At 73.1% G+C, this 21,922-nt stretch carries 25 protein-coding genes; 6 read left to right on the forward strand and 19 right to left on the reverse strand.

What is annotated here, in order from left to right; translation table 11 throughout:
- Positions 1 to 263: 263 nt before the first annotated feature.
- The 3 genes from AC3ANM_RS05590 to AC3ANM_RS05600 all read left to right on the forward strand — a co-directional run bounded on the left by AC3ANM_RS05590 (position 264) and on the right by AC3ANM_RS05600 (position 3,575).
- Positions 264 to 1,505 carry an MFS transporter gene (locus AC3ANM_RS05590; protein WP_488287913.1) on the forward strand — a complete coding sequence of 414 codons (1,242 nt, stop codon included), beginning with the start codon at positions 264 to 266 and terminating at the stop codon, positions 1,503 to 1,505.
- 18 nt (positions 1,506 to 1,523) lie between these two features.
- The gene (locus tag AC3ANM_RS05595) at positions 1,524 to 2,705 is read left to right on the forward strand and encodes a pyridoxal phosphate-dependent aminotransferase (RefSeq protein WP_488287158.1); all 1,182 of its coding nucleotides are present in this window, start codon (positions 1,524 to 1,526) and stop codon (positions 2,703 to 2,705) included.
- 477 nt (positions 2,706 to 3,182) lie between these two features.
- Entirely contained in the window at positions 3,183 to 3,575 is a 393-nt protein-coding gene (locus AC3ANM_RS05600; RefSeq protein WP_488287159.1) for a M23 family metallopeptidase, read from the forward strand.
- Positions 3,576 to 3,628: 53 nt separating this feature from the next.
- Here AC3ANM_RS05600 and AC3ANM_RS05605 read toward each other — a convergent pair whose 3' ends face one another.
- The 13 genes from AC3ANM_RS05605 to rimM all read right to left on the reverse strand — a co-directional run bounded on the left by AC3ANM_RS05605 (position 3,629) and on the right by rimM (position 13,858).
- A complete protein-coding gene (locus AC3ANM_RS05605; protein WP_488287160.1) occupies positions 3,629 to 4,339 on the reverse strand; it encodes a DUF3152 domain-containing protein in 711 nt (236 codons plus the stop codon).
- 49 nt (positions 4,340 to 4,388) lie between these two features.
- Positions 4,389 to 5,321: a tyrosine recombinase XerC gene (locus AC3ANM_RS05610; RefSeq protein ID WP_488287914.1), complete on the reverse strand. Its 933-nt coding sequence runs from the start codon at positions 5,319 to 5,321 to the stop codon at positions 4,389 to 4,391.
- 71 nt (positions 5,322 to 5,392) lie between these two features.
- The gene (dprA, locus tag AC3ANM_RS05615) at positions 5,393 to 6,508 is read right to left on the reverse strand and encodes a DNA-processing protein DprA (RefSeq protein WP_488287161.1); all 1,116 of its coding nucleotides are present in this window, start codon (positions 6,506 to 6,508) and stop codon (positions 5,393 to 5,395) included.
- A complete protein-coding gene (locus AC3ANM_RS05620; RefSeq protein ID WP_488287162.1) occupies positions 6,505 to 8,043 on the reverse strand; it encodes a YifB family Mg chelatase-like AAA ATPase in 1,539 nt (512 codons plus the stop codon). Before AC3ANM_RS05620 ends, dprA begins: the two co-directional genes overlap by 4 nt.
- Positions 8,040 to 8,405, reverse strand: coding sequence for a YraN family protein (locus AC3ANM_RS05625; protein WP_488287915.1), 366 nt, complete (start codon positions 8,403 to 8,405; stop codon positions 8,040 to 8,042). The genes AC3ANM_RS05620 and AC3ANM_RS05625 overlap by 4 nt, the downstream gene beginning before the upstream one ends.
- Positions 8,406 to 8,563: 158 nt before the next feature.
- Complete coding sequence (locus AC3ANM_RS05630; protein ID WP_488287163.1) at positions 8,564 to 9,100, reverse strand: pyridoxamine 5'-phosphate oxidase family protein; 537 nt, start codon at positions 9,098 to 9,100, stop codon at positions 8,564 to 8,566.
- 65 nt (positions 9,101 to 9,165) lie between these two features.
- On the reverse strand, positions 9,166 to 9,489 hold the full coding sequence (locus AC3ANM_RS05635) for a DUF2469 domain-containing protein (RefSeq protein ID WP_488287164.1): 324 nt from the start codon (positions 9,487 to 9,489) through the stop codon (positions 9,166 to 9,168).
- Positions 9,486 to 10,262, reverse strand: coding sequence for a ribonuclease HII (rnhB, locus tag AC3ANM_RS05640; RefSeq protein ID WP_488287165.1), 777 nt, complete (start codon positions 10,260 to 10,262; stop codon positions 9,486 to 9,488). The genes AC3ANM_RS05635 and rnhB overlap by 4 nt, the downstream gene beginning before the upstream one ends.
- A complete protein-coding gene (gene lepB / locus AC3ANM_RS05645) occupies positions 10,262 to 11,218 on the reverse strand; it encodes a signal peptidase I (RefSeq protein ID WP_488287166.1) in 957 nt (318 codons plus the stop codon). Before lepB (AC3ANM_RS05645) ends, rnhB begins: the two co-directional genes overlap by 1 nt.
- A 2-nt stretch (positions 11,219 to 11,220) precedes the next feature.
- A complete protein-coding gene (lepB, locus tag AC3ANM_RS05650) occupies positions 11,221 to 11,949 on the reverse strand; it encodes a signal peptidase I (protein WP_488287167.1) in 729 nt (242 codons plus the stop codon).
- A gap of 67 nt (positions 11,950 to 12,016) precedes the next feature.
- On the reverse strand, positions 12,017 to 12,376 hold the full coding sequence (rplS, locus tag AC3ANM_RS05655) for a 50S ribosomal protein L19 (protein WP_488287168.1): 360 nt from the start codon (positions 12,374 to 12,376) through the stop codon (positions 12,017 to 12,019).
- 160 nt (positions 12,377 to 12,536) lie between these two features.
- The gene (trmD, locus tag AC3ANM_RS05660) at positions 12,537 to 13,331 is read right to left on the reverse strand and encodes a tRNA (guanosine(37)-N1)-methyltransferase TrmD (protein WP_488287169.1); all 795 of its coding nucleotides are present in this window, start codon (positions 13,329 to 13,331) and stop codon (positions 12,537 to 12,539) included.
- 11 nt (positions 13,332 to 13,342) lie between these two features.
- Entirely contained in the window at positions 13,343 to 13,858 is a 516-nt protein-coding gene (gene rimM / locus AC3ANM_RS05665; protein WP_488287170.1) for a ribosome maturation factor RimM, read from the reverse strand.
- A gap of 184 nt (positions 13,859 to 14,042) precedes the next feature.
- On the opposite strand from rimM, the gene AC3ANM_RS05670 reads away from it, so the two are divergent.
- The gene (locus AC3ANM_RS05670) at positions 14,043 to 14,495 is read left to right on the forward strand and encodes a MarR family winged helix-turn-helix transcriptional regulator (RefSeq protein WP_488287171.1); all 453 of its coding nucleotides are present in this window, start codon (positions 14,043 to 14,045) and stop codon (positions 14,493 to 14,495) included.
- Positions 14,492 to 16,657, forward strand: a complete 2,166-nt coding sequence (locus AC3ANM_RS05675) for an alpha-amylase family glycosyl hydrolase (RefSeq protein WP_488287172.1) — start codon at positions 14,492 to 14,494, stop codon at positions 16,655 to 16,657. The genes AC3ANM_RS05670 and AC3ANM_RS05675 overlap by 4 nt, the downstream gene beginning before the upstream one ends.
- 145 nt (positions 16,658 to 16,802) lie before the next feature.
- Here the strand turns inward: AC3ANM_RS05675 and AC3ANM_RS05680 are convergent, their stop codons facing one another.
- The 3 genes from AC3ANM_RS05680 to AC3ANM_RS05690 all read right to left on the reverse strand — a co-directional run bounded on the left by AC3ANM_RS05680 (position 16,803) and on the right by AC3ANM_RS05690 (position 18,142).
- Positions 16,803 to 17,045: an RNA-binding protein gene (locus AC3ANM_RS05680; RefSeq protein ID WP_488287173.1), complete on the reverse strand. Its 243-nt coding sequence runs from the start codon at positions 17,043 to 17,045 to the stop codon at positions 16,803 to 16,805.
- A 2-nt stretch (positions 17,046 to 17,047) separates the two neighbouring features.
- Positions 17,048 to 17,515 carry a 30S ribosomal protein S16 gene (gene rpsP / locus AC3ANM_RS05685; RefSeq protein ID WP_488287174.1) on the reverse strand — a complete coding sequence of 156 codons (468 nt, stop codon included), beginning with the start codon at positions 17,513 to 17,515 and terminating at the stop codon, positions 17,048 to 17,050.
- Between the two features lie 171 nt (positions 17,516 to 17,686).
- Positions 17,687 to 18,142: an RrF2 family transcriptional regulator gene (locus AC3ANM_RS05690; protein ID WP_488287175.1), complete on the reverse strand. Its 456-nt coding sequence runs from the start codon at positions 18,140 to 18,142 to the stop codon at positions 17,687 to 17,689.
- A 63-nt stretch (positions 18,143 to 18,205) separates the two neighbouring features.
- Between AC3ANM_RS05690 and AC3ANM_RS05695 the strand changes: the two genes are divergently transcribed.
- Positions 18,206 to 18,832, forward strand: a complete 627-nt coding sequence (locus tag AC3ANM_RS05695; RefSeq protein WP_488287176.1) for a hypothetical protein — start codon at positions 18,206 to 18,208, stop codon at positions 18,830 to 18,832.
- A gap of 3 nt (positions 18,833 to 18,835) precedes the next feature.
- On the opposite strand, the gene AC3ANM_RS05700 is transcribed toward AC3ANM_RS05695, so the two are convergent.
- The 3 genes from AC3ANM_RS05700 to AC3ANM_RS05710 are packed head-to-tail and all read right to left on the reverse strand — an operon-like array spanning position 18,836 to position 21,529.
- The gene (locus AC3ANM_RS05700; protein ID WP_488287177.1) at positions 18,836 to 19,705 is read right to left on the reverse strand and encodes an ABC transporter permease; all 870 of its coding nucleotides are present in this window, start codon (positions 19,703 to 19,705) and stop codon (positions 18,836 to 18,838) included.
- The gene (locus AC3ANM_RS05705; protein WP_488287178.1) at positions 19,695 to 20,447 is read right to left on the reverse strand and encodes an ABC transporter ATP-binding protein; all 753 of its coding nucleotides are present in this window, start codon (positions 20,445 to 20,447) and stop codon (positions 19,695 to 19,697) included. Before AC3ANM_RS05705 ends, AC3ANM_RS05700 begins: the two co-directional genes overlap by 11 nt.
- 41 nt (positions 20,448 to 20,488) lie before the next feature.
- Positions 20,489 to 21,529, reverse strand: coding sequence for an ABC transporter substrate-binding protein (locus AC3ANM_RS05710; RefSeq protein WP_488287179.1), 1,041 nt, complete (start codon positions 21,527 to 21,529; stop codon positions 20,489 to 20,491).
- Positions 21,530 to 21,922: the final 393 nt, after the last annotated feature.

Raw genomic sequence — 21,922 nt, forward strand, 5'->3', positions numbered from 1 at the left:
ACCCCGACCCGGACTGGTCCGGGACCGCTCGAGGTGCGCCCCGTCATACGGCCCGGCTGGTATGCCGTGTGCCTGCGACGGTGAGAAGACGCGCGAATTCCACGGGCCGACCAATGGGCCCACCTGTGGTGCGGCCATCGTACGCGGTGCGGGCGGGGATCGGGAAATCGCCGGGAGGCGGGAAATCCCGGGCCGGTGAGGGGTCACGCTGGGTAGGTTGGTCGCCCGTGAGCCGAGCCCTGGACGTCGTCGCCCCCGCCCGCATGGGGCGCAGCTTCCGTTGGCTGCTCGCCTCCTCGTGGATGAGCAACATCGGCGACGGGATCGCCCTGGCCGCCGGCCCCCTGCTCGTCGCCTCGCAGACCCACAACGCCGTGCTCGTGGCCATGGCGGCGCTGCTGCAGCGCCTGCCCTGGCTCGTGTTCGGCCTGTGGGCCGGGGCGGTCGCGGACCGGCTCGACCGCCGCCTCGTCGTCATGGTCGCGGACCTGCTGCGCGCCGTCGTGGTCGGCGCACTCTGCCTGACCATCGTCACCGGGCGGGTGTCGATCGCCCTGGTGCTCGTGACGATGCTCGTCTACGGCATCGCCGAGGTGTTCGCGGACACCACCTCCTCCACGCTGCTGCCGATGCTGGTCGACAAGGGCGACCTGGGCATCGGCAACGCCCGGCTGCAGGCCGGCTACCTGACGATGAACCAGCTGGTGGGGCCGCCGGTCGGGGCGTTCCTGTTCGCCGCCGGCATGGCCTGGCCGTTCGTCACCCAGGTCGTCTGCGTGGCCCTGAGCGTCCTGCTCGTGGCCCGGGTCGCCACGCCGCGGGGCGCGGTGCGCGACACCGCCGCCACCCACGTCCGGCGTGACATCGCCGACGGGCTGCGGTGGATCCGTGGCCACGCGCCGGTCCGCACCCTCGCCCTGGTCATCCTCGCGTTCAACGTGACGTGGGGCGCGGCCTGGTCGGTGCTCGTCCTGTACTCCCTGGACCACCTGCACATGGGCGAGGTGGGCTTCGGCCTGCTCACCACGGCCGCCGCGCTGGGCGGCCTGGTGGGGACCGCCGGATACGGCTGGCTGGAGCGGCGCGTCCCGCTCGCGGCCCTCATGCGGGCCTGCCTGCTGCTGGAGGTGCTGACCCACCTGGCGCTGGCGCTGACCACGACCGGCTGGGTGGCCATCGTGATCATGGTCGTCTTCGGCTCCTACGCCTTCGTCTGGGGCACCTTGTCCCAGACCGTGCGCCAGCGCGCGGTGCCCAAGGAGTTCCAGGGCCGGGTCGGCAGCGTCTACCTCGTCGGGCTGTTCCTCGGCCTGGTCGTCGGGCAGGGCCTCGGCGGCGTGATCGCCCAGCGGTGGGGCCTGACCGCGCCGTTCTGGTTCGCCTTCGTCGGGTCCGCGCTGACACTGGCGCTGGTCTGGCGGCAGCTGGCGCACATCGCGCACGCCGACGCCGAGGCCGACCCGGATGCGGTGGACGGCGCCGGCGCGGGTGCCGTCGAGGCGTAGGCGGCCTAGCCTGCCGGCATGGGACATCCGCCGGCCACGCCCCTGATCGAGCGCATGCGGGGCTTCGGGACCACGATCTTCGCCGAGATGAGCGCCCTCGCGGCCCGCACCGGCGCCATCAACCTCGGTCAGGGCTTCCCCGACACCGACGGCCCGCAGGTCATGCTCGAGGCGGCGGTCGACGCGATCCGGTCCGGGCGCAACCAGTACCCGCCCGGCCCGGGCGTTCCCGAGCTGCTGGCGGCGGTCGCCGGGCACCAGCGGCGGTTCTACGGCCTCGACGTGGACCCCTCCTCGCAGGTTCTGGTGACCGCGGGGGCGACCGAGGCGATCGCGGCCACGGTGCTGGCGCTGTGCGAGCCGGGCGACGAGGTGGTGACCTTCGAGCCCTACTACGACTCGTACGCCGCGACCATCGCGCTCGCCGGGGCCGTGCGGCGCACCTCGGTGCTGCGCTTCCCCGACTTCGCCGTCGACGAGGCCTCGCTGCGGGCGGCGTTCTCCTCCCGGACCCGGCTGGTGCTGCTCAACACCCCGCACAACCCGACCGGCAAGGTCTTCAGCCGGGCCGAGCTGGAGATCATCGCCTCCCTGGCCCGCGAGCACGACGCGTGGGTGGTCACCGACGAGGTCTACGAGCACCTGGTCTTCGACGGCCTCCAGCACGAGCCGATGGCCACGCTGCCGGGCATGGCCGAGCGCACGCTGACGATCTCCTCGGCCGGCAAGACGTTCTCCGCCACCGGGTGGAAGGTCGGGTGGGTGCACGGCCCGGCGTCGGCCGTGGCCGCGGTGCGCACGGTCAAGCAGTTCCTCACCTACGTCGCCAGCGGCCCGTTCCAGCCCGCGGTCGCTACCGCGCTCGACCTGCCGGACGAGGTGTATGCCGGGCTGGCCACCTCGCTGCAGGCCAAGCGGGACCTGCTCTGCGAGGGCCTGGAGGGCGCCGGGCTGCGGGTGTCGCGCCCGTCCGGGACCTACTTCGTCGTCGCCGACGCGGCGCCACTCGGCGCGACCGACGCGGTGGAGTTCTGCCGCCGGATGCCCGAGCTGTGCGGGGTGGTCGGCGTGCCGGTGTCGGTGTTCCACGACGACGTGGACGCCGCCCGCACGCTCGTGCGGTTCGCCTTCTGCAAGCGCGACGAGGTGCTGCGCGAGGCGGTGGACCGGCTCGCCGCGCTGGCGACCGCCCCGGCCTGACGGATCGCGCCTGGCCCTCCACGCTTGGCCCTCCACGCCCGGTGCTTCCCTTGTGTCTCGCCGAGCTGGACGTTGATGCCCCTTCGGCGGCACGGAAGGGGCACGAACGTCCAGCTCGGCGGAGCTGGAGGGCCGGACGATCGGGGCCTGTCGGCCGGACTGTCCACAAGGGGTGTCGCGTTCGTCCCACCATCCACAGGCTCGCGCCGGCCCCGTGCCCCGCGCTGGCCGGGACGCCAGCGTGGGGACATGCGCACCACCGTCCTCCTGAGCCTGCTCGTGCCCGCCGCCGTCGGGGTGGCCGTCGTCCACGCGACACCACCGCGTGCTGCCGCTTCGTCATCGTCCGCGGTCGCGTCGCCGGACCGCTCATCGGTCCCCCGCCCGTCCGGCCCGGCGCCTTCGACGCCCCCCGCCGCTGAGGTCCCTGCCGCCAGAGGGCCGGCTCCCCTGCCGCGGCAGCGGTGGGGATGGCCGTTGGCGCCGCGCCCGGCGGTGGCGCGCCGGTTCGACCGACCGACCCACCAGTGGTCCGCCGGGCACCGCGGCGTCGACCTGACCGCACGCGTCGGGCAGCCGGTGCTCGCCGCCGGTGACGGGGTTGTCGTCTTCGTCGGGACGGTGGCCGGGCGCGGCGTCGTCTCCCTGCGGCACGCCGGTGGATGGCGCACGACCTACGAGCCGGTGGCCGCGACCGTGGCCGTCGGCGACGCGGTGCGCGGGGGCGACCGGATCGGCACGCTGGCCGCGACGTCTGGGCACTGCGCCCCGGGGACGTGCCTGCACTGGGGCGCCCTGCTCGAGCAGGACTACCGCGACCCGCTCGCGCTGCTGCTCCCCCGCCGCGTCGTGCTGCTGCCCCTGTCCTGACGTCATGCCCCCCCTTTCCGGCCACCTGCCCCTCCCTCGGCCGGGCGACCAGGTCAGGTCGTGGTGGATCCGGCCGGTGTCGGGAACGGCCAGGGCCGGCAGCCGCCCATGGCGATGGTCTGCTGCTGCATCACCGGTGCCGGTCGTCCCCGACCGGGGCACTGCTGGTGGCCGTGGCCCAGGCCGTGCCCGACCTCGTGGTTGACCTGGTAGACGCGGTAGCGCGCCACGTCCGCGCCGTAGCTGTCGTCGCCCAGGGCCCAGCGCCGCAGGTTGAGCACCGAGCGGGCACCGTTCCAGCAGGAGACCTCCGAGCGGGTCTGCAACGGGGCACACAACCGGTCGGTCAGGGCCGGGCTGGCCAGGGTGACCCGGATGTCGACCTTGGCGCCCGCGGCGGCCTGCGCAGGGCTGACGTTGACGAACCGGACGTGGTCCTTGGTCTGCCAGCCGCGCGGGTCGAGCAGGACGGAGCGGACGGTGGCCGAGACGGTGCGCGCGTCGACCCCGAGGCCGTCCTCGATCTCGACGGTGTAGCGCACCGGGCGCCCGCTCGCGGCGGACGCGGGACCGGCCACCGGGACGACCCGGATCCGGCCGGTGCCATGGGTGGGGACGGATGGCGCGCGCGCCGTCACGGCCCCGGTGCCGGCCTCGGCGTCTCCTCCTGCGCCGAACGGGTCCGTGTGGAGCACCGCGGCGACCACGAGCAGCAGGCCGACGAACCCCGTCAGCGTCCGTCGCCGCCGCACCCTGCGGCTCACCGGGCGCCGTGGCCGAGGGCGCGCGCCGGCCGGCCGCCGCAGGGGCTGCTCAGGCACGGGGATGGGCCTGCTCGTAGGAGCGACGCAGCCGGTCCAGCGAGACGTGGGTGTAGATCTGGGTAGTGGCCAGGCTGGCGTGCCCGAGCATCTCCTGCACCGTGCGCAGGTCGGCGCCTCCGTCGAGCAGGTGGGTCGCGGCGCTGTGGCGCAGGCCGTGCGGCCCGAGGTCCGGGGCGTCGGGGAGCTCGGCCAGGAGGGCGTGCAGGGCGGAGCGCACCTGCCGGGGGTCGAGCCGGCGACCGCGGCGGCCGAGCAGCAGGGCCGGCCCGCTGCCGTCGGCGACGAGCTGGGGCCGCCCCCGGGTCAGCCAGTCCTCCACCGCGCGGGCGGCCGGGGCGCCGAACGGGACGACCCGCTCCTTGCTCCCCTTGCCCATCACGCGCACGGTCCCGGAGGTGAGGTCGACGTCGTCGACGTCGAGCGCCACCAGCTCTCCGACGCGGATGGCGCTGGCGTAGAGCAGCTCCAGGGCTGCGCGGTCGCGCAGGTGCACCGGGTCGGCGTCGTCGGCGGCCACGGCGGCGAGCTCGAGCAGGCCGTCGGCCTCGGCGGGCTTGAGCACCCCGGGCAGGGACCGGGACCGTCGGGGCGCCACGAGCCGGAGCGAGGGGTCGTGCGGGATGCGGCCGGTGCGGGTGGCCCACTGCAGGAAGGCCCTGACGGCGGCCGCCCGGCGGGCCACGGAGGAGCGGGCCGCGCCGGACTCGGCGAGCTGCCCCAGCCACGCCCGCAGGTCCGCCAGCTCGAGGTCGGCGAGCGCCGTGACACCGCGCGAGCGTGCGAAGGCGAGCAGCGCACTCACATCGCCGAGGTAGGCCCGCTGGGTGTGCGCCGACCGCCCCCGCTCCGCGCGCAAGTACCTGGCGAAGGCCTCCACGGCCTCCTCCGTCGCGGCGTCCGCCCCAACCTGCGCCTCGTCCACCCCGCCACCGTGGCAAACCGGCACCGCCGGGGCAACGACCGTCACCGGCGTGCCGCGCACCACACGCCACGTCACGCGCGGACCTGGCGCCAGCCCTCCCCCTGGCGCTGGGCCAGGCCCATCAGCTCCAGTCGTCCGAGCACCGAGCCCACCTGGGCCGGGGAGAGGCCGGACGCGACCGCCAGCCGGTCCACCGGCACACCACGGCGCAGCGGCAGGCTGGCGAGGACCTGGGCAGCCACCGGATCGAGGTCGTCCCCGGGCCGGCCGGGCTCACTGGGGCGAGGGGCGGCGTCCTCGCCGAGGGTCCCGAGCGCCTCCGCCGCCTCGGCGGGGTCGGTGACGAGCACCGCGTAGCCGTCGCGGACCGCCTGGTGGCAGCCGGCGGACATCATCGAGGTCACCGGCCCCGGCACCACCGCGACCACCCTGCCGTGGTCGGCCGCGTGCCGGGCGGTGTTGAGCGAGCCGGAGCGCAGGCCCGCCTCCACGACGACGGTGCCACGGGTCATCGTGGCGATGAGCCGGTTGCGCTGGAGGAAGCGCGTCTTGGTGGGCGCCGAGGCCGGGGCGACCTCGCTCACGACGGCGCCGGCCTCGACGATCCGGCCGAGCAGCGTGGCGTGGGCCGCCGGGTAGGGCCGGTCGACGCCACCGGCCAGCACCGCGACCGTGTCGCCGTCGACCGCCAGGGCGCCCCGGTGGGCGGCGGCGTCGATGCCGAACGCCGCACCCGAGACGATGGTGAAGCCACGCTCGGCGAGGCCGGCCGCGAGGTCGGTGGCGACCATCTCGCCGTACGCCGTGGCACTGCGGGCCCCGACCACGGCGCTGCTGCGGCGGCAGGCGGCCCCCAGGTCGAGCGGGCCGCGCACCCACAGGCAGTGCGGCGGGGCGGCCAGGTCGTCGAGCCCGCTGGGCCACTCGGGGTCGGCGGGGCAGACCAGCCGGGCACCGAACCGGGTGCCGACCTCGAGGTCGCGCTCGACGTCCAGCACCGCCAGCCGCGGACCGAACCGCTCGAGGTTGCGGTGCCCCCCACGTTCGGCGACGGCGAGCGCCTCGGCCGCGCCGTACTCGGCCACCAGCCCGGCGGCCACGACGTCGCCGGGCTCGGCCACCCGGCTCCAGGCAGCCCGCGCCCAGCGCTCCTCGGCGAGCAAGCCCGTGCCCGGACGGCTGCTCATGCCGCCACCGCCGCATGGGCGCGCAGGGTCAGCGCCAGGCCGACGTCGTCGCGCGTCGGCGGACCCCCGTCGCCGAGGTCGCGCAGCGTCCACGCCAGCCGCAGCACCCGGTCGTAGCCGCGCAGGGTCAGCAGGCCCCGGTCGATGGCCCGGTCGAGGTCGGCGGTCACCGCCGAGGGCAGCCGCAGGTCGCCGCGCCGCAGCACGTCGCCGGGGACCTGGGAGTTCAGGCGCCACGTCGTCCCCGCCAGGCGCCCGGCCTGGCGCTCGCGCGCGGCCGCGACCCGCGCCGCGACGACCGCTGTGGCCTCCCCCGGCTCTGCGGCCAGCGCCGCGCGGGAGACCGCACGCACCGGCAGCTGCAGGTCGACCCGGTCCAGCACCGGGCCGGCGAGCTTGCCCAGGTAGGCACGCTTGGCGATCGGCGTGCAGGAGCAGTCCGCGCCCTTGCCGAACCCCAGTCCGCAGGGGCAGGGGTTGGCCGCCATGACCAGCTGGAAGCGCGCCGGGTAGGTGACGACCCCCGAGGCCCGGGCGACCACGACCCGGCCGGACTCGGTCGGCTGGCGCAGCGCCTGGAGCACGCTGGTCCGGAACTCCGGCGCCTCGTCAAGGAAGAGCACCCCGTGGTGGGCCTGCGAGATGGCGCCGGGCCGGATCTGGCCGCTGCCGCCGCCGATGACCGCGGGCATCGAGGCCCCGTGGTGGGGCGCGACGAACGGCGGTCGCCGGACCAGGCCGCCACTGGACGGGACGAGGCCGAGCACGGACTGCACGGCCGTGACCTCCAGCGCCTGCTGGTGGTCCAGCCGGGGCAGCAGCCCGGGCAGCCGCTCGGCGAGCATCGTCTTGCCCGCGCCCGGCGGGCCGACCATGAACACGTGGTGCCCACCGGCGGCCGCGATCTCCAGGGCGAGGCGGGCCTCGTCCTGCCCCACGACGTCCCGCAGGTCCGGCAGCAGCGGCTCGACCGTCGGCGGCTGCGGGGACTCGTCGGGCTCGGCGGCCACCCCGCCCCGGCCCAGCGTCCGGTAGCGCTCCACGAGCTCGGCCAGGTTGTGGGCCGTGTACACCGACACGTTGGACACCAGCCTGGCCTCCGCTGCGTTGCCGGCCGGCACGACCACCTCGCGCACCCCGGCACGCGCGGCGGCCAGCACGGCCGGGAGGACGCCGCGCACCGGGCGGACGGTGCCGTCCAAGGCCAGCTCACCGAGGTGGACGACGTCCTCGACGAAGGCACCGGGCAGCTCGCCGGCGGCCGCCAGGACCGCGACGGCGATGGAGAGGTCGAACCCGGAGCCGGCCTTGGGCAGCGACGCCGGAGAGAGGTTGACCGTCCAGCGCCGCTTGGGCACGGGCACCCCGGAGTTGGCCGCGGCGGCCATGATCCGGTCTGGCGACTGCCGGCAGGCGGCGTCGGGCAGGCCGCCGACCGCCCAGTGCGGCAGCCCCTGGGTGTAGTCCGCCTCCACCTCGACCAGCGCCCCCTCGATCCCGCTGAGCGCCACGGCCCGGGTGCGGCCCAGGGTCATGCCATCACCCCCACGAGGTGCTCCACGACCGCACGGCCGTGCCGCGGCCGCAGCACCCCGATCACGTCGATGCGCACGTCCTGCACCGCGGTGTCATGCTCGGCCAGCCAGCAGGCCGCCAACCGGCGCAGGCGAGCCGCCTTGCGCCAGGTGACCGCCTCCACGGGCGAGCCGAACTCCAAGCTGCGCCGGGTCTTCACCTCGCACACGACGAGGCAGTCACCATCCAGGGCGACGATGTCGATCTCGCCCTGGTCGCACCGCCAGTTGCGGTCCACCACCTCCAGCCCCGCCTCGGTGAGGTAACGCGTCGCCAGCCGCTCGCCATACGCCCCCACCGCACCGGCGACCCGGTGCGGCATCCCGCCGCCGCCCCGCCCACTCCCCTGCCCTGTCGCCCCCACGGCAACCACCTCCGGTCACCGATGCTGGCCGGGCCGGCACGGCGGGGACAGCCCCGGCCACCGGCCTGTGGACAGTGGGACGAGGCGCGGACCCCATGTGGACAACCCGCGCGGGGTCAGTCCCGGGGGTCCTCGGACACCCCGCGGGCGGCGAGCAGCTCGGAGCGCTTGAACGCGTAGCCGACCATCCACGTCGGCTCGATCCGGCAGTAGACGATGTCCTCACCCCAGCTCGACGGGGAGCTGCCGTAGTGGGCGGTCAGGTGCGCCTCGACCTCGGCGCGGTCGGGGTGGTCGGTCCCGAGGAACTCCACCTGGCCGTGGGTGAACACCCCCAGGTCGTCGCCCTCGAGGTAGGCGGCGCTGGTCGCCGGCCGCACCCGCAGGTGCCGCGCCTTCCAGGCGCTGCCGCTGGTGGTGAACACCCAGCGGCCGTGCAGGAGGTGGCCGTCGAGGCCGCTGATCCTCGGCTCCCCCGCGGCCGTCACCGTCGCCACGGCCAAAGTGCGCATGCCGGTCAGCAGCCCGGTGAGCTCCCGCGCCGTGAGGGTGCGCTCGTCGCGGATGATGTCGCGAAGGTGTCCGCCGGCCCCGGCGTGGGAGCGATCGAGAAGCGCCTGCAACCGGTCGAGGTCAGCGGAGGTCTCGAGCATGACCCGATCATCGCGCCGCGCCCCGACAAACGGCAGCAGCGACGGCGTCGACCACCCGGGCCGCGTCAGCCCGCGAAGCCACCCTCCTTGGGCAGCTCGAGGTCGGACTTGGCCAGCTCCTCGACGTTGACGTCCTTGAACGTCACGACGCGCACGTTCTTGACGAAGCGGGCCGGGCGGTAGACGTCCCACACCCAGGCGTCGGCCATCGTCACGTCGAAGTAGACGTCGCCGCCGTCGTTGCGCACCTGCACGTCCACGGAGTTGGCCAGGTAGAACCGCCGCTCGGTCTCCACCACGTGGGAGAACAGGCCGACGACGTCGCGGTACTCCCGGTAGAGCTGCAGCTCCATCTCGGTCTCGTACTTCTCGAGGTCCTCGGCACTCATACGACGCTCATCTCCACGATCTGCGGCGGGTCCGTCCCGCCCCCCTCATCATCGTCCATCGCCGCGTCCGGCGTCCCGCCCCGCGCCGAGGCCACGCCGGGCAGCCGCCACGAGCGTCGGTGGTGCTCGCACGGCCCGTGCAGCTCCAGGGCGGCCAGGTGCTCGGGTGCGGAGTAGCCCTTGTTCAGGGACCAGCCGTATGCCGGGGCCTCCTGCGCGAGCGCGACCATCATCGCGTCGCGCTCGACCTTGGCCAGGACGCTGGCCGCCGCGACCGAGGAGCACCTCATGTCGGCCTTGATCATCGTCGTCACCGGCGGCACGACTGGGCCGGCGGCCGGGTCGTCGACGAAGCCGAGCAGGCCGACCCGCTCGGGGTCGGTGAGCCAGTCGTGGTTGCCGTCGAGGATCACCAGGTCGGGCACGACCGGCAGCTGCGCCAGGGCGCGGGTGCCGGCCAGGCGCAGCGCGGCCATGATGCCGACCTCGTCGATCTCGGCCGGTGAGGCGTGCCCGACGGCGTGGGCGAGGGCCCACCGCTGGATCCGGGGCACCATGCGTTCGCGCGCCTGGGGCGTGAGCAGCTTGGAGTCGGCCACCCCGGTGGGGGCGGAGCGGCACTCCTCGTCGATCACGACGACCCCGACGCTGACCGGACCTGCCAGGGCCCCCCGGCCGACCTCGTCCATGCCGGCGAGGACCCGGTGGCCCTGACGCTGCAGCGTGCGCTCCACCCGCAGCGAGGGCTTCCGGCTGGGCGTCGCCCCGGCCATCAGTGCCCCGAGGCGCTCGTCTGCGGCGGCGGCACCTTGGCGAACGTCTCGTCCGGACGGCTCAGCCAGGACCAGTCGGCGACCGGCCAGACGACGCTGACGGCGCGCCCGACGATCTTGGACTCGGGCACCGAGCCGGTCTTGCCGCCGTCGCCGTTGTCGTGGAAGCGCGAGTCGGAGGAGTCGGAGCGGTGGTCACCCATGACCCAGACGCGGCCGGCCGGCACGGTGATGTCAAACTCCTGGCGGCTGGGCGCGTCGCCCGGCTTGAGGTAGGGCTCGTTCAGCGGCTGGCCGTTGACGGTCACCCGGTGCTGGTCGTCGCAGCACACGACGTGGTCCCCGGGCAGGCCGATGACCCGCTTGATGAGGTGGTTGCCCTCGTCGGTGGGCAGCAGGCCCACGAAGGTCAGGCTGTCGTGGATCGCCGCGCCGATCGGCCCGCGCTCGACGTGCTGCGGCTCGCCCAGCCAGTTGGCCGGGTCCTCGAACACCACGACGTCGCCGCGCTCGAGCGCGAACGGGCCGGGCGTCAGCTTGCTGACGATGACCCGGTCGCCGCTGACCAAGGTGTTCTCCATCGACCCCGAGGGGATGTAGAACGCCTGCATCAGCCAGGTCTTGACGACCAGGGAGAGCACCAGGGCCATGCCGACGACGATGGCGGCCTCGCGGACCGCCGACATGATGGCGGCGCCGGGGCGCGGGTGCTTGCTGTAGGTCTCGACGTACTCGTCGTCGTCCTCGTCGAGCTCGTGCTCGTGCTCGGGCGCGGTGTCGACGGGGCCGGCCTGCTCATGGCGGCCCTGCTCGTGCCGGCCCTGCTCATGCCGGCCCTGCTCGTGCCGGCCAGGCTCGTGGCCAGCCGGCTGAGGGCGGCCCTGCTCGGGCGCGGTCGGCGTCTGCTCGACGTCGGCCGCCTCGCCGAGACCGTCGGGGCGGGGGTCCTCGGTCACGTTCACCGGGGACCTTCACCGTGGGGCAGCGCAGCCAGGCCGCCGGGCGCCGGGAGCGTCGCCGTGCGGCCCAAGGGCCAGTACACGAACGCCGCGCGCCCGATCACGTCATCCAGCCGCACCATTCCTCCTCCGGGGTCGCCCAGGTGGGCGCGTGAGTCTGCCGAGTCGCTGCGGTGGTCCCCGAGCACCCAGATGTGGCCGGGCGGCACCGTGACGTCGAACGTCAGGTCGCTCGGCTTGTCGCCGGGGTAGAGGTACGGCTCGTGCACCGCCTCCCCGTTGACGGTGATCCGGCCCTGGGCGTCGCAGCAGACGACGTGGTCGCCGGGCATGCCGACGACCCGCTTGACGAAGTCGCTCTCGTTCGCGTTCACCGACAGCATCGAGGCGGCCGCGGAGACCACCTTGCTGATGACGCCCGCGGGCGCCGGCTCGGCGCCGCCGTGGGCGGCGAACGTGGTGCTGCCGTCGAACACGACGACGTCCCCCCGGTGCACGCCCCCCACCTTGGTGACCAGGATCCGGTCACCGGGCTGCAGGGTCGGCTGCATCGAGGCCGACGGCACGAAGAACGACTGCACGAAGAAACCCCGGACCACCAGGGTCAGCACCAGCGCGACAGTCACCACCACGAGCCAGCGGAGACCGCTGGCGTGGCGGGGGACGACCTCCCGGTCAGGGGCGGTCGTCGGCGTGTCGGCAGATGCCGTCGGTGGTCCGGGGTTCATCGATCCCGAGCCTAGTCCGCGAGCCTGTGAACGCTCGCGCAGGCGCAGCAGTCGAGCCGTCGAGGACTCAGCGCGCCGGGGTGGTCTCGCGCTTCTCCTTGATCTTGGCAGCCTTGCCGCGCAGGTCGCGCAGGTAGTACAGCTTGGCGCGACGCACGTCACCGCGGGTCATGACCTCGATCTTGTCGACGATCGGGGTGTGCACCGGGAAGGTGCGCTCCACGCCGACGCCGAAGCTGACCTTGCGGACGGTGAAGGTCTCGCCGACACCGCGGCCGTGGCGGCGGATGACCACGCCCTGGAAGACCTGGACACGCGAGCGGTTGCCCTCGACGACCTTGACGTGGACCTTGAGGGTGTCACCGGCGCGGAAGGCCGGGATGTCCTCGCGGAGGCTCGCCTGGTCGATGGCGTCGAGCTGGTGCATGATCAGTTCGCTTTCCCGCCGGTGCCACAGGTCACCGTGCGCGTCAGGTGCCGGGCAGGAGTGCCTGACCCGGCGGATTCTCGTATGGGTGCTCTTGCGGGCCGTGGTTCGCTGCACTCCCCCTGTGGCAGGGGCGCGAGTCGGTGCAAGACGCGAGGAGTCAGTCTGCCACAGCGGGGGGCGCGGGCTGAAATCCGCCGGCGGCCTCCGCCAGCACCTCGCGGTCGCGGGCGTCGAGCGCGCCCGGGTCGAGGGCGGCGACCATGTCGGGGCGCCGCTGCGCGGTGCGCCGCAGCCGCTCGTCGCGCCGCCATCGCGCGATCCGGCCGTGGTGCCCGGACAGCAGCACCTCCGGTATGCCGCGCCCGCGCCACACCGGGGGCTTGGTGTAGACGGGGTACTCCAGCAGGCCGTCCTCGTGCGACTCCTCCACGAGGGACTCGGCGTTGCCGATGACGCCGGGCAGGAGCCGGGCGATCGCCTCGACCATCGCCAGCACGGCGACCTCTCCGCCGTTGAGGACGTAGTCCCCGAGGGAGAGCACGCTGACCGGCATGTGCTCGCGGGCCTCGTCGTAGACGCGCTCGTCGATGCCCTCGTAGCGCCCGCAGGCGAAGGCCAGCCACGGCTGGGCGGCCAGCTCGCGGGCCGTCTCCTGGGTGAACGGGCGGCCGCCGGGGCCGGGCACGACCAGGTGCGGCACTCCCCCACCGACGGCCGGGGCGCCCGTGGCCACGACGTGGTCCAGCGCCTCACCCCAGGGCTCGGGGCGCATCACCATCCCGGCGCCGCCGCCGTAGGGGGTGTCGTCGACGGTGCGGTGCCGGTCGTGGGTGAAGTCGCGCAGGTCGTGCACGTGCAGGTCGACCAGCCCCTCCCGTCGGGCCTTGCCGATCAGCGACAGGTCCAGCGGCGCGAGGTAGTCGGGGAAGATCGAGACGACGTCCAGCCTCATCGGCGGGGCCCTCAGCCCTCGTCCAGGTCGAGCAGACCGCCCGGAGGGTCGATGACGACGCGGCCCGCCTCGACGTCGACCTCGGGCACGATCTGCTTCACGAACGGCACGAGCGCCTCGCGCCCGCCGGCCAGGCGCACCACGAGCAGGTCCTGCACCGGCCGACTGTCCAGGGCGGCCACCTCACCGACGTCCTCGCCACCGACGGTGACGACGCGCAGCCCGATGAGGTCCTTCTCGTACCAGGAGTCGCCGTCGTCCTCGGCCTCGTCCTCGACGTCGGCGAGCAGCAGCGTCCCGCGCAGCCCCTCGGCGGCCGTGCGGTCGGTGGCCTCGTCGAAGCCGAGCAGGGTGATGCCGTTGTGGTCGCGGACGCTGCGCAGGTGCAGCGGGCCGACCTTGGCCGGGTCGGTGGTGAACTCCGCCCCCACGACGAACCGCTCCTGCGGCGCGTCGGTGCGCACCTCCACGGTCACCTCTCCACGCAACCCGTGCGCCTTGCCGATGCGTGCCACCACGACGTCCATGCCGCAGATCCTCTCAGGTCGCGCGGACCCGGCCGGACGGCATACCCGCGGGGTGCGCCACCGGTCCGGTCAGGGACCGGGATGGGCTTGGTCAAGATCGCGTATGCACCGTTGACCCCACCTGTCGCCCGTCCCTAGCGTCGGCCCACTTTCGTTGACCAGTCACCAAACTGGAGGCACCCCCGTGGTCGACAGCTCGAGCAAGGCCCTGCACGAACAGCTGCAACGCATCTACGTCCTGCTCGACGACGGCGACCGTCGGGCCCTGCGCGGCGCGGGGGTGAGCCCGACCCAGTACACGCTGCTGCGCCAGCTGGCCGGCTCGCCCTCGGACGCCCTGACGATCAGCCGCCTCGCGGAGGTCCTGCTCTGCACCCGCGGCAACGCCACCCGGCTGGTGCGCCGCCTGGTCGAGCACGGACTGGTGTCAACCCACGGCGACGAGGCCGACCTGCGGGTCGTGCTGGTCTCGCTCACCCCGGAGGGGCAGCGCCGCCTCGACATCGCCGAGCGGGCCCTGGACAAGGCCAACCACCGACGCTTCGGCGGCCTGACCCCCCAGGAGCGGTCGGCCCTGCACGACCTGACCCAGACCGTTGCCGAGGTCCTGGGCAAGGACCTGGAGAACCACCCGTGAGCGCCTTCGCCCGCCGCCACCTCGGCGTCCTCGCCGTCGCCTGCGGCCTGCTGGCGACCCCCGCCATGCTGCCCGCGGCCCACGCCGACGCCCCGGTCAGCAACCGGGCCAGCCTCAAGCAGGACCTGTGCTACCAGGTCATCACCGACCGGTTCGCCGACGGCAACACCGCAAACGACGACCCGGCCAAGAGCCCCGGCATGTATGACGCGACCAGGTCGAACTGGAAGCTCTACTGGGGCGGGGACTTCGCCGGCATCCAGCAGCACCTTCAGTACCTCAAGGACCTCGGCGTCACCGCCATCTGGATGTCCCCGCACGTCGACAACATCGACAAGCCGGCGGTCTACAGCGGGGTCCCCAACGCCGGCTACCACGGCTACTGGGCCCGGGACTTCAAGCGGCCCGAGGAGCACTTCGGCACCCTGGCCGAGTTCGACTCGCTGATCAGCGCCGCCCACTCGATGGGCATCAAAGTGATCATGGACTGGGCGCCCAACCACACCAGCCCGGCCGACCCGGCCAACCCCTCCTTCGCCGAGGGCGGGGCGCTCTACGACGACGGGGTGCTCAAGGGCACGGCGGTCAACGACACGAGCGGCTACTTCCACCACAACGGCGGCATCAGCAACTGGGACGACCGCTACGAGACGCAGTACAAGAACCTCGCCGACCTCGCGGACCTCGACCAGCAGCAGACCACCGTCAACAGCCTGCTCAAGACGGACGCCAGCTACTGGATGAACCGCGGCGTGGACGGCATCCGGATGGACGCCGTGAAGCACATGTCCAGCGGCTGGCAGCGCTCCTTCGCCGACACAGTGCTCGCCAACAAGGACGCCTTCCTCTACGGCGAGTGGTACCTCGGGTCCAAGACCGACCCGCTGTATGCCGACAACGTGCGGTTCGCGAACGACAGCGGCGTCTCGGTGCTGGACTTCTACCTCAACATCGCCATGCGCGAGACGTTCGGCTCGGGCGCCTCGATGACCAACCTCGACGCGGCGATCGCCAAGACCGGGACCGACTACACCTACAAGGAGAACCTGGTCACCTTCCTGGACAACCACGACATGTCCCGGTTCCTGACCCTGAAGAACGACACCACCGCGCTGCACGACGCGCTGGCGTTCCTGCTCACGGTCCGCGGCACGCCGTGCCTCTACTACGGCACCGAGCAGTACCTGCACAACGACACCAGCGGCGGCGGCGACCCCTACAACCGCCCGCAGATGCCCGGCTTCGGCGAGACCACCACGGCGTTCAAGGAGATCCAGAAGCTCTCCGCGCTCCGCCAGAACCAGCCGGCGCTGGCCTGGGGCACCCACCAGCAGCGCTGGATCAACAACGACGTCTACGTCTACGAGCGCCGGTTCAACAACGACACCGTGCTCGTGGCGATCAACAAGTCCGGCACGGCCTACCCGATCACCGGCCTGAACACCGCCCTGCCCGCGGGCAGCTACACCGACCAGCTCGGCGGCCTGCTCGGCGGACAGTCGATCACCGTCGGCAGCGGCACCGGCGGCAACAACCCGGTCACCTCCTTCACCCTCGGGGGCGGCCAGGTCGCGGTGTGGTCGTACAAGGGCCCCGAGCCCACCTCCCCCACGATCGGCAGCGCCGCGCCCACGCTGACGCGGGCCGGCAACACCATCACCGTCGAGGGCCGCGGCTTCGGCACCTCGGGCACCCTCAAGGTCGGCGGCGTCACGGCCACCGTCTCCAGCTGGGGCGCCAACCGGATCACCGCGACCGTGCCGACCGGCACCCCTGCGGGCACCGACCAGGTCACGGTGAGCACCGCCGGCGGCACCAGCAACGGCTACGCCCTCAAGGTGCTCTCCGGGGCGCAGGTGCCGGTGACCTTCACGGTCACCAACGCCACGCCGACCAACCCCGGCGACAACATCTACATCAGCGGCAGCATCCCCGAGCTGGGCAGCTGGTCGACCGACCGCAACACCGCCGTCGGCCCGCTGCTGGCACCGAGCTACCCGAACTGGTTCGGCGTCGCCAGCGTCCCGGCGTGCACGACCTTCCAGTACAAGTTCCTCAAGATCGCCGCCGACGGCACCGTCACCTGGGAGAACGGCGCCAACCACAGCTACACCGCGCCCTGCTCGGGCACGAGCGCGACCACGGTCGGCTGGCAGTACTGAGCCGGCATCCCGGCCCGCGCACGACAGCGCGGGCCGGGACGCCTGGCGCGAGCACGACGAACGGCGGGGTATGCCGCGGACGTGAGTCCACGGCATACCCCGCCGTCGTGTGTCGTGCAGGCTGCGTCAGGGACGCAGCCGGAGGTCAGCGGGCGCGGTCGGTGTCGACGATGTCGACGCGGACCGGCTGCCCGCCGGCCAGCGCACCCATGACGGTGCGCAGGGCGCTCGCGGTCCGGCCGGAACGGCCGATCACGCGACCGAGGTCGTCCGGGTGGACGCGGACCTCGAGGACCTCACCGCGGCGCAGCTCCTTGCGCCGGACGGCGACCTCGTCCTCGTGGTCGACGATGCCCTTGACGAGGTGCTCGAGCGCCTCCTCGAGCACGCTCAGGCCTCGGCCTTCGCGGTCTCGTCGGCCGCAGCCTCGGTGCCCTCGTCAGCCTTGGGCTCCTCGACCTTCTTGGTGGCCTTCTTCTTGGCGGTGGTGGCGCCGTCCTTGGTCTCCTCCGCCTTGCCGGCGGCGGCGATGGCAGCCTCGTAGAGGTCCTTCTTGGAGGGCTTGGCCTCCTTGACCTTCAGCGTGCCCTCGGCGCCCGGCTCGCCCTTGAACTTCTGCCAGTCACCGGTGATCTTCAGCAGCTTCTCGACCTGCTCGGTCGGCTGGGCGCCGACGGCGAGCCAGTGCTGCGCACGCTCCGAGTTGATCTCGATGAGCGAGGGCTCCTCGGTCGGGTGGTACTTGCCGATCTCCTCGATCGCACGACCATCGCGCTTGGCGCGGGAGTCCATGACGACGACGCGGTAGAACGGTGCACGGATCTTGCCCATGCGCTTCAGACGAATCTTGACGGCCACGGTTGTGGTGTCTCCTGTTTCTGTTGAGTGAGCACGGCGAGACCGGGTGGGGAACACGCGGGGTGCCGACGCTCGGTGTGTAGGCGTTCCAGCCAGCCGAGAGGGTGGTGGCTGGACGGGTACAGCCGACCATTCTGCCAGATGGCCCGCGGCACCCTGACCACGCGCAGGTCAGCGGTTCTGCCACGCCCCGGGGTCGGTGGCCAGCTCGCGGACCAGGCTCGGCAGCTCGCCGGTGCGCAGCTGCTCCAGGGAGGTGTCGTCCAGCACCCGCCGCAGGCTGGCCCGCACGGCCACCCACACGACGGGCAGGTGCCGGGCCACCCCCTGGTATGCCGTCTCGTGCGGCCGCAGGCCCCTCACCTCCGCGAGGGGCCCGTCCACGACGCGGAACACCTCACCGAGGGAGATCTCCCCCGCGGGGCGGGCCAGGGTGTAGCCGCCGGTGGCGCCGCGCTGGCTGGTGACGATGCCGGCCCGGCGCAGGTCGGACAGGATCGCCTCGAGGAACTTGCGCGGCAGCTGCTGGGCCTGCGCGAGGGTCTCCACCGACACCGGGCCGCCGGGGCTGTCGGCCAGCGCCAGCAGCGCCCGGATCGCGTAGTCGGTCTTGGCGGAGATGTCCACGCTGCTGATTCTGTCCCACGCGACCGGCTGCGGCGACGCACCCGGCCGGTGCACGATCGCGGCATGTCCTTCTTCCCGCCCCTACCCGAGCCGGAGCCCGAGCAGGTCCAGCCGCGCTACTACCCCGCCTGGCCCGGCCAGCAGCCGCAGAACTGGCTGCCCGGGGCCCTGGGATGGGCGGTCGAGCTGGCTCGGACCGGGGACACCGCGGTCTGGCTGTCGCAGGCGATGGCCTACCCGCAAGGGCTGGCCTTCACGGTCGGCACCCTGCTGCGGCCGGGGACCGAGGGCGACGAGCCGCACTTCTGGGGGCACCGCCGGTCGTCCGGCGCCGGCCTGCGGGTCGGCGTCGCGGCGGCGGACGGCCGGCAGGCGCTGGCCGAGGACGAGCACCTGCCCTCCGAGGAGGCCGCCGCGCAGGACCCGTCGGCCCTCCACCTTTCGCCCCACGGGGGCGGCGGGGGCGGCCTGAGCTTCCAGCAGGACTTCTGGCTGTGGCCCCTGCCACCGGCCGGGTCGCTGCGCGTCTACTGCGAGTGGCGGGACCGCGGCATCAGCGAGACCAGCGTCGAGGTCGACGCCACCGAGGCCGTGGCCGCCGCTGCCCGGGCCGTCGAGCTGTGGCCCATGCCCCAGCCGCCCGAGGACGAGGAGTCCGCGGGCGGCTGGTGGATGTTCGGCGGAAGGTGAACCTCAGGCGCTGACCCCACGCCGGCGGCGCAGGCCGGAGTCGACCGAGGCGAAGACCGCGTCGACGACGATGCCGATCACGAGGATGGCGATCATCAGGGCGATCATGTAGGTCGTGTCGCCGAGCTCCCGGCTCTGGGTGAGGAAGACCCCGAGGCTGGGGCGGTTGGCGATCGAGACGAGCAGCTCGCCGGCCAGCAGCGAGCGCCACGCGAACGCCCACCCCTGCTTCAGCCCCGAGACGATGCTCGGCAGGGCCGCCGGCAGCACCACGTGGCGGTAGAGCGCCAGGCCGCTGGCACCGAGGTTGCGCCCCGCCCGCACCAGGATCGGCGGCACGTAGTCGACACCGCCGATGACACCGTTGGCGATCGAGGGCACTGCGCCGATGAGGATGACGAACAGGATCGCCTGCTCCGAGAGCTGGAACAGCAGGATCGCCAAGGGGAACCACGCGATGGACGGCATGGTCTGCAGCCCGGTGATCAGCGACCCGATCGCCGCGCGGAGCACCCGCGAGCGTGCCACGAGCACGCCGAGCGCGAGGCCGACCACGGTGGCGATGGCGAAGCCGACCAGGCCGCGCGTCATCGTGATCGAGACCGCCTGCCAGAAGTCGCCGGTCGTGACCTGGTGGGCCAGCTCGGCGAACACCGGCGCCGGGCCGGGCAGCAGGTAGCTGGGCTTCCAGCCGCTGAGCACCACGAGCTGCCACGCACCGAGGGCGATGACGACCGCGGCGAGCTTGGGCCAGGTGGCCTGCCACAGCGCCCCGCCGCGACGCGGGGGCCGGTCGCCGAGGTCCAGGGCGTCCAGCCCGCGCAGCTCGGTGCCCTGTGAGGCCTCGGCCCGATGGGTCAGGTCAAGCGCCATGACGGGCCACCTCCTCCCGCAGGGCGCGGGTGATCTCGCCGGCGAGGCGGGACACCCCGGCGTCCTCGATCCGGCGCGGGCGGGCGATGTCCACGGGGTACTCCTTCACGACGCGGCCGGGCCGGCTGGACAGCAGCACGACACGGTCGCCGAGCCGGACCGCCTCGCGGACGTTGTGCGTCACGAAGAGGACGGACAGCCCGCGGTCACGCCAGATCGACTCGAGCTCGTCGTGGAGCAGGTCGCGGGTCATCGCGTCCAGCGCCCCGAACGGCTCGTCCATGAGCAGCACCGGAGCCTGGGTGGCCAGGGTCCGGGCCAGGGCCACGCGCTGGCGCATCCCACCGGAGAGCTCGTGCGGGCGCCGGTCGGCGAACTCGGCCAGGTGCACGGCGCCGAGGTACTCCCGCGCCTGGGCCTCCCGCTCCTTGCGGCCGATGCCCTTGAGCCGCAACGGGGTGGCGACGTTGTCCAGGGCCGACAGCCACGGGAACAGCGCCGACTCCTGGAACATCAGTGCCGCGTGGCCTTCCACGCCGACCTCCCCGGAGCTGGCCCCGTCGAGTCCGCTGACGATGTTCAGCAGGGTCGACTTGCCGCAGCCCGAGGCGCCGACGAGGCAGACGAACTCCCCGGGCGAGACCTGCAGGTCGATCCCGTCGAGGGCGAGCACCCCGTGCTCCCCGGCATACCGCTTGGTGACGCCCCGGAGGGTGACGGCGTGGCGGGTGCTGTCCGCCACGCCGTCCCTCCCCCCAACGGTGGGCGCCGTGACGGCCGCTGTCACGACGCCACCGCCGGCTTGCCGCGCTCCTTGAGGAGGGCGTTGAGCAGGTCGAGGTTGATCAGGTTGCCGAGCTCGGGCTCCTTCTTGAGCACGCCCACGTCGTAGGCGTTCTTCGCCCCGGTGAGGATCGAGGAGGAGACCGGGTCGACGGTGAAGGTCAGCTGTGGCCATGCCGCCGTGATGACCTCGGGCTTGAGCGGCTTGCCGGAGACCGTGGCGATGACGTCGGCGACGTCCTGCTGGCTCTTCTTGGGGTCCTTGGCGATGAAGTCCGCCGCATCCAGGTCACCCGCGAGAAGAGCGCGAACGGTGCCGGGGTGGGCCTTGAGGAAGTCGGTGCGCACGGCGAGCACCGTCGTGGCGAACTTCTTGTCCGGCCACAGCGAGCGCTCGTCGACGAGGACCTTGCCACCGGCCTGGACCATCCGGGTCGCGTAGGGCTCGGGCACCCATGCGCCGGCGATGAGGTGCTGCTTGAACGCGTCCAGCGTCTGGGAGTTGTCCTGCGGGGCGATGTTGACGTCGCCGCCGCCCTGCAGGTCGGTCTTGAGGCCCTGGCCCTTGAGCCAGTGACGCAGCGCGATGTCCTGGGTGTTGCCCAGCTGCGGGGAGCTGACCTTCTTGCCCTTGAGGTCGGCCGCACTGCGGATGGACTTGTCCACGACGAACGACGCCCCGCCCGAGGCCGCGCCGGCCACGATGGTGACCGCCTGGCCGCCGGTGTTGATGTACGCGTTGGTGGCCGGCCCGGGGCCGACGTAGGTGGCGTCGATGGCGCCGGACTTCAGCGCCTCGATCGCCGCCGGGCCGGCGTTGAAGGTCTTGACCTCCAGCTTCGTCCGGCCGAGCTCCTTGGTGAAGAAGCCCTCCTTGTCGGCCACGATCGCGGTGGCGTGGGTGAGGTTGGGGAAGTAGCCGAGCTTGACGCTGGACGGCGCCTTGTCGGAGGCCTGCGAGTTGCCTCCGCAGGCGGCGAGCGACAACGCGGTGCTCACGACACCCATCGCGAGAGCGATACGGCCCAGGGGTCGGGACATGCGGTTCTCCTTGCCTGCACTGGCCGGCACCGGGATCGACACCGACTTTTCCTATGCTTGTAGTAGGACTTCAACCGCCACCACTGTGCGGTCCGCACGGCGGCGACGGACTCGATGAAGCGCGGATCTGCCCTCACCCCTTCGGTGGAAAGCCAGGGCCTCCAGCCGGAGGAGGCGACGAGCGCCTCAGCGGTATGCCGTGCCGCTCACCTGGGCAGGTGCGCGGCGCCGCCGCATCCTCTACGTCATGGGTAGGAGTTTTGGATAGCGTCACGTTATTGGTCAAATAACGTGGCGTTACTTCTCGCATGCTGGAAGCCGGCGCGGTCGACGGACGTGACACCCCCGGCACCGGGAGGTGTGCCTTCCGTCGACCTCGGCGCGGGCGGGCGA

It is taken from the genome of Oryzihumus sp. JJN4-3R, assembly GCF_057747915.1.

Excerpts from the sequence above, each read along its gene's own strand:
- AC3ANM_RS05695 (WP_488287176.1), top strand. The coding sequence starts at position 18,206 with ATGTCCTTCTTCCCGCCCCTACCCGAGCCGGAGCCCGAGCAGGTCCAG.
- AC3ANM_RS05620 (WP_488287162.1), bottom strand. The coding sequence starts at position 8,043 with ATGACCCTGGGCCGCACCCGGGCCGTGGCGCTCAGCGGGATCGAGGGG.
- rimM (WP_488287170.1), bottom strand. The coding sequence starts at position 13,858 with ATGGACGTCGTGGTGGCACGCATCGGCAAGGCGCACGGGTTGCGTGGA.
- AC3ANM_RS05625 (WP_488287915.1), bottom strand. The coding sequence starts at position 8,405 with ATGCCGCACCGGGTCGCCGGTGCGGTGGGGGCGTATGGCGAGCGGCTG.
- lepB (WP_488287167.1), bottom strand. The coding sequence starts at position 11,949 with ATGAACCCCGGACCACCGACGGCATCTGCCGACACGCCGACGACCGCC.
- trmD (WP_488287169.1), bottom strand. The coding sequence starts at position 13,331 with ATGAGGCTGGACGTCGTCTCGATCTTCCCCGACTACCTCGCGCCGCTG.
- AC3ANM_RS05595 (WP_488287158.1), top strand. The coding sequence starts at position 1,524 with ATGGGACATCCGCCGGCCACGCCCCTGATCGAGCGCATGCGGGGCTTC.
- AC3ANM_RS05700 (WP_488287177.1), bottom strand. The coding sequence starts at position 19,705 with ATGGCGCTTGACCTGACCCATCGGGCCGAGGCCTCACAGGGCACCGAG.
- rnhB (WP_488287165.1), bottom strand. The coding sequence starts at position 10,262 with ATGGCCGGGGCGACGCCCAGCCGGAAGCCCTCGCTGCGGGTGGAGCGC.
- dprA (WP_488287161.1), bottom strand. The coding sequence starts at position 6,508 with ATGAGCAGCCGTCCGGGCACGGGCTTGCTCGCCGAGGAGCGCTGGGCG.
- AC3ANM_RS05710 (WP_488287179.1), bottom strand. The coding sequence starts at position 21,529 with ATGTCCCGACCCCTGGGCCGTATCGCTCTCGCGATGGGTGTCGTGAGC.
- AC3ANM_RS05590 (WP_488287913.1), top strand. The coding sequence starts at position 264 with ATGGGGCGCAGCTTCCGTTGGCTGCTCGCCTCCTCGTGGATGAGCAAC.
- AC3ANM_RS05635 (WP_488287164.1), bottom strand. The coding sequence starts at position 9,489 with ATGAGTGCCGAGGACCTCGAGAAGTACGAGACCGAGATGGAGCTGCAG.
- AC3ANM_RS05630 (WP_488287163.1), bottom strand. The coding sequence starts at position 9,100 with ATGCTCGAGACCTCCGCTGACCTCGACCGGTTGCAGGCGCTTCTCGAT.
- rplS (WP_488287168.1), bottom strand. The coding sequence starts at position 12,376 with ATGCACCAGCTCGACGCCATCGACCAGGCGAGCCTCCGCGAGGACATC.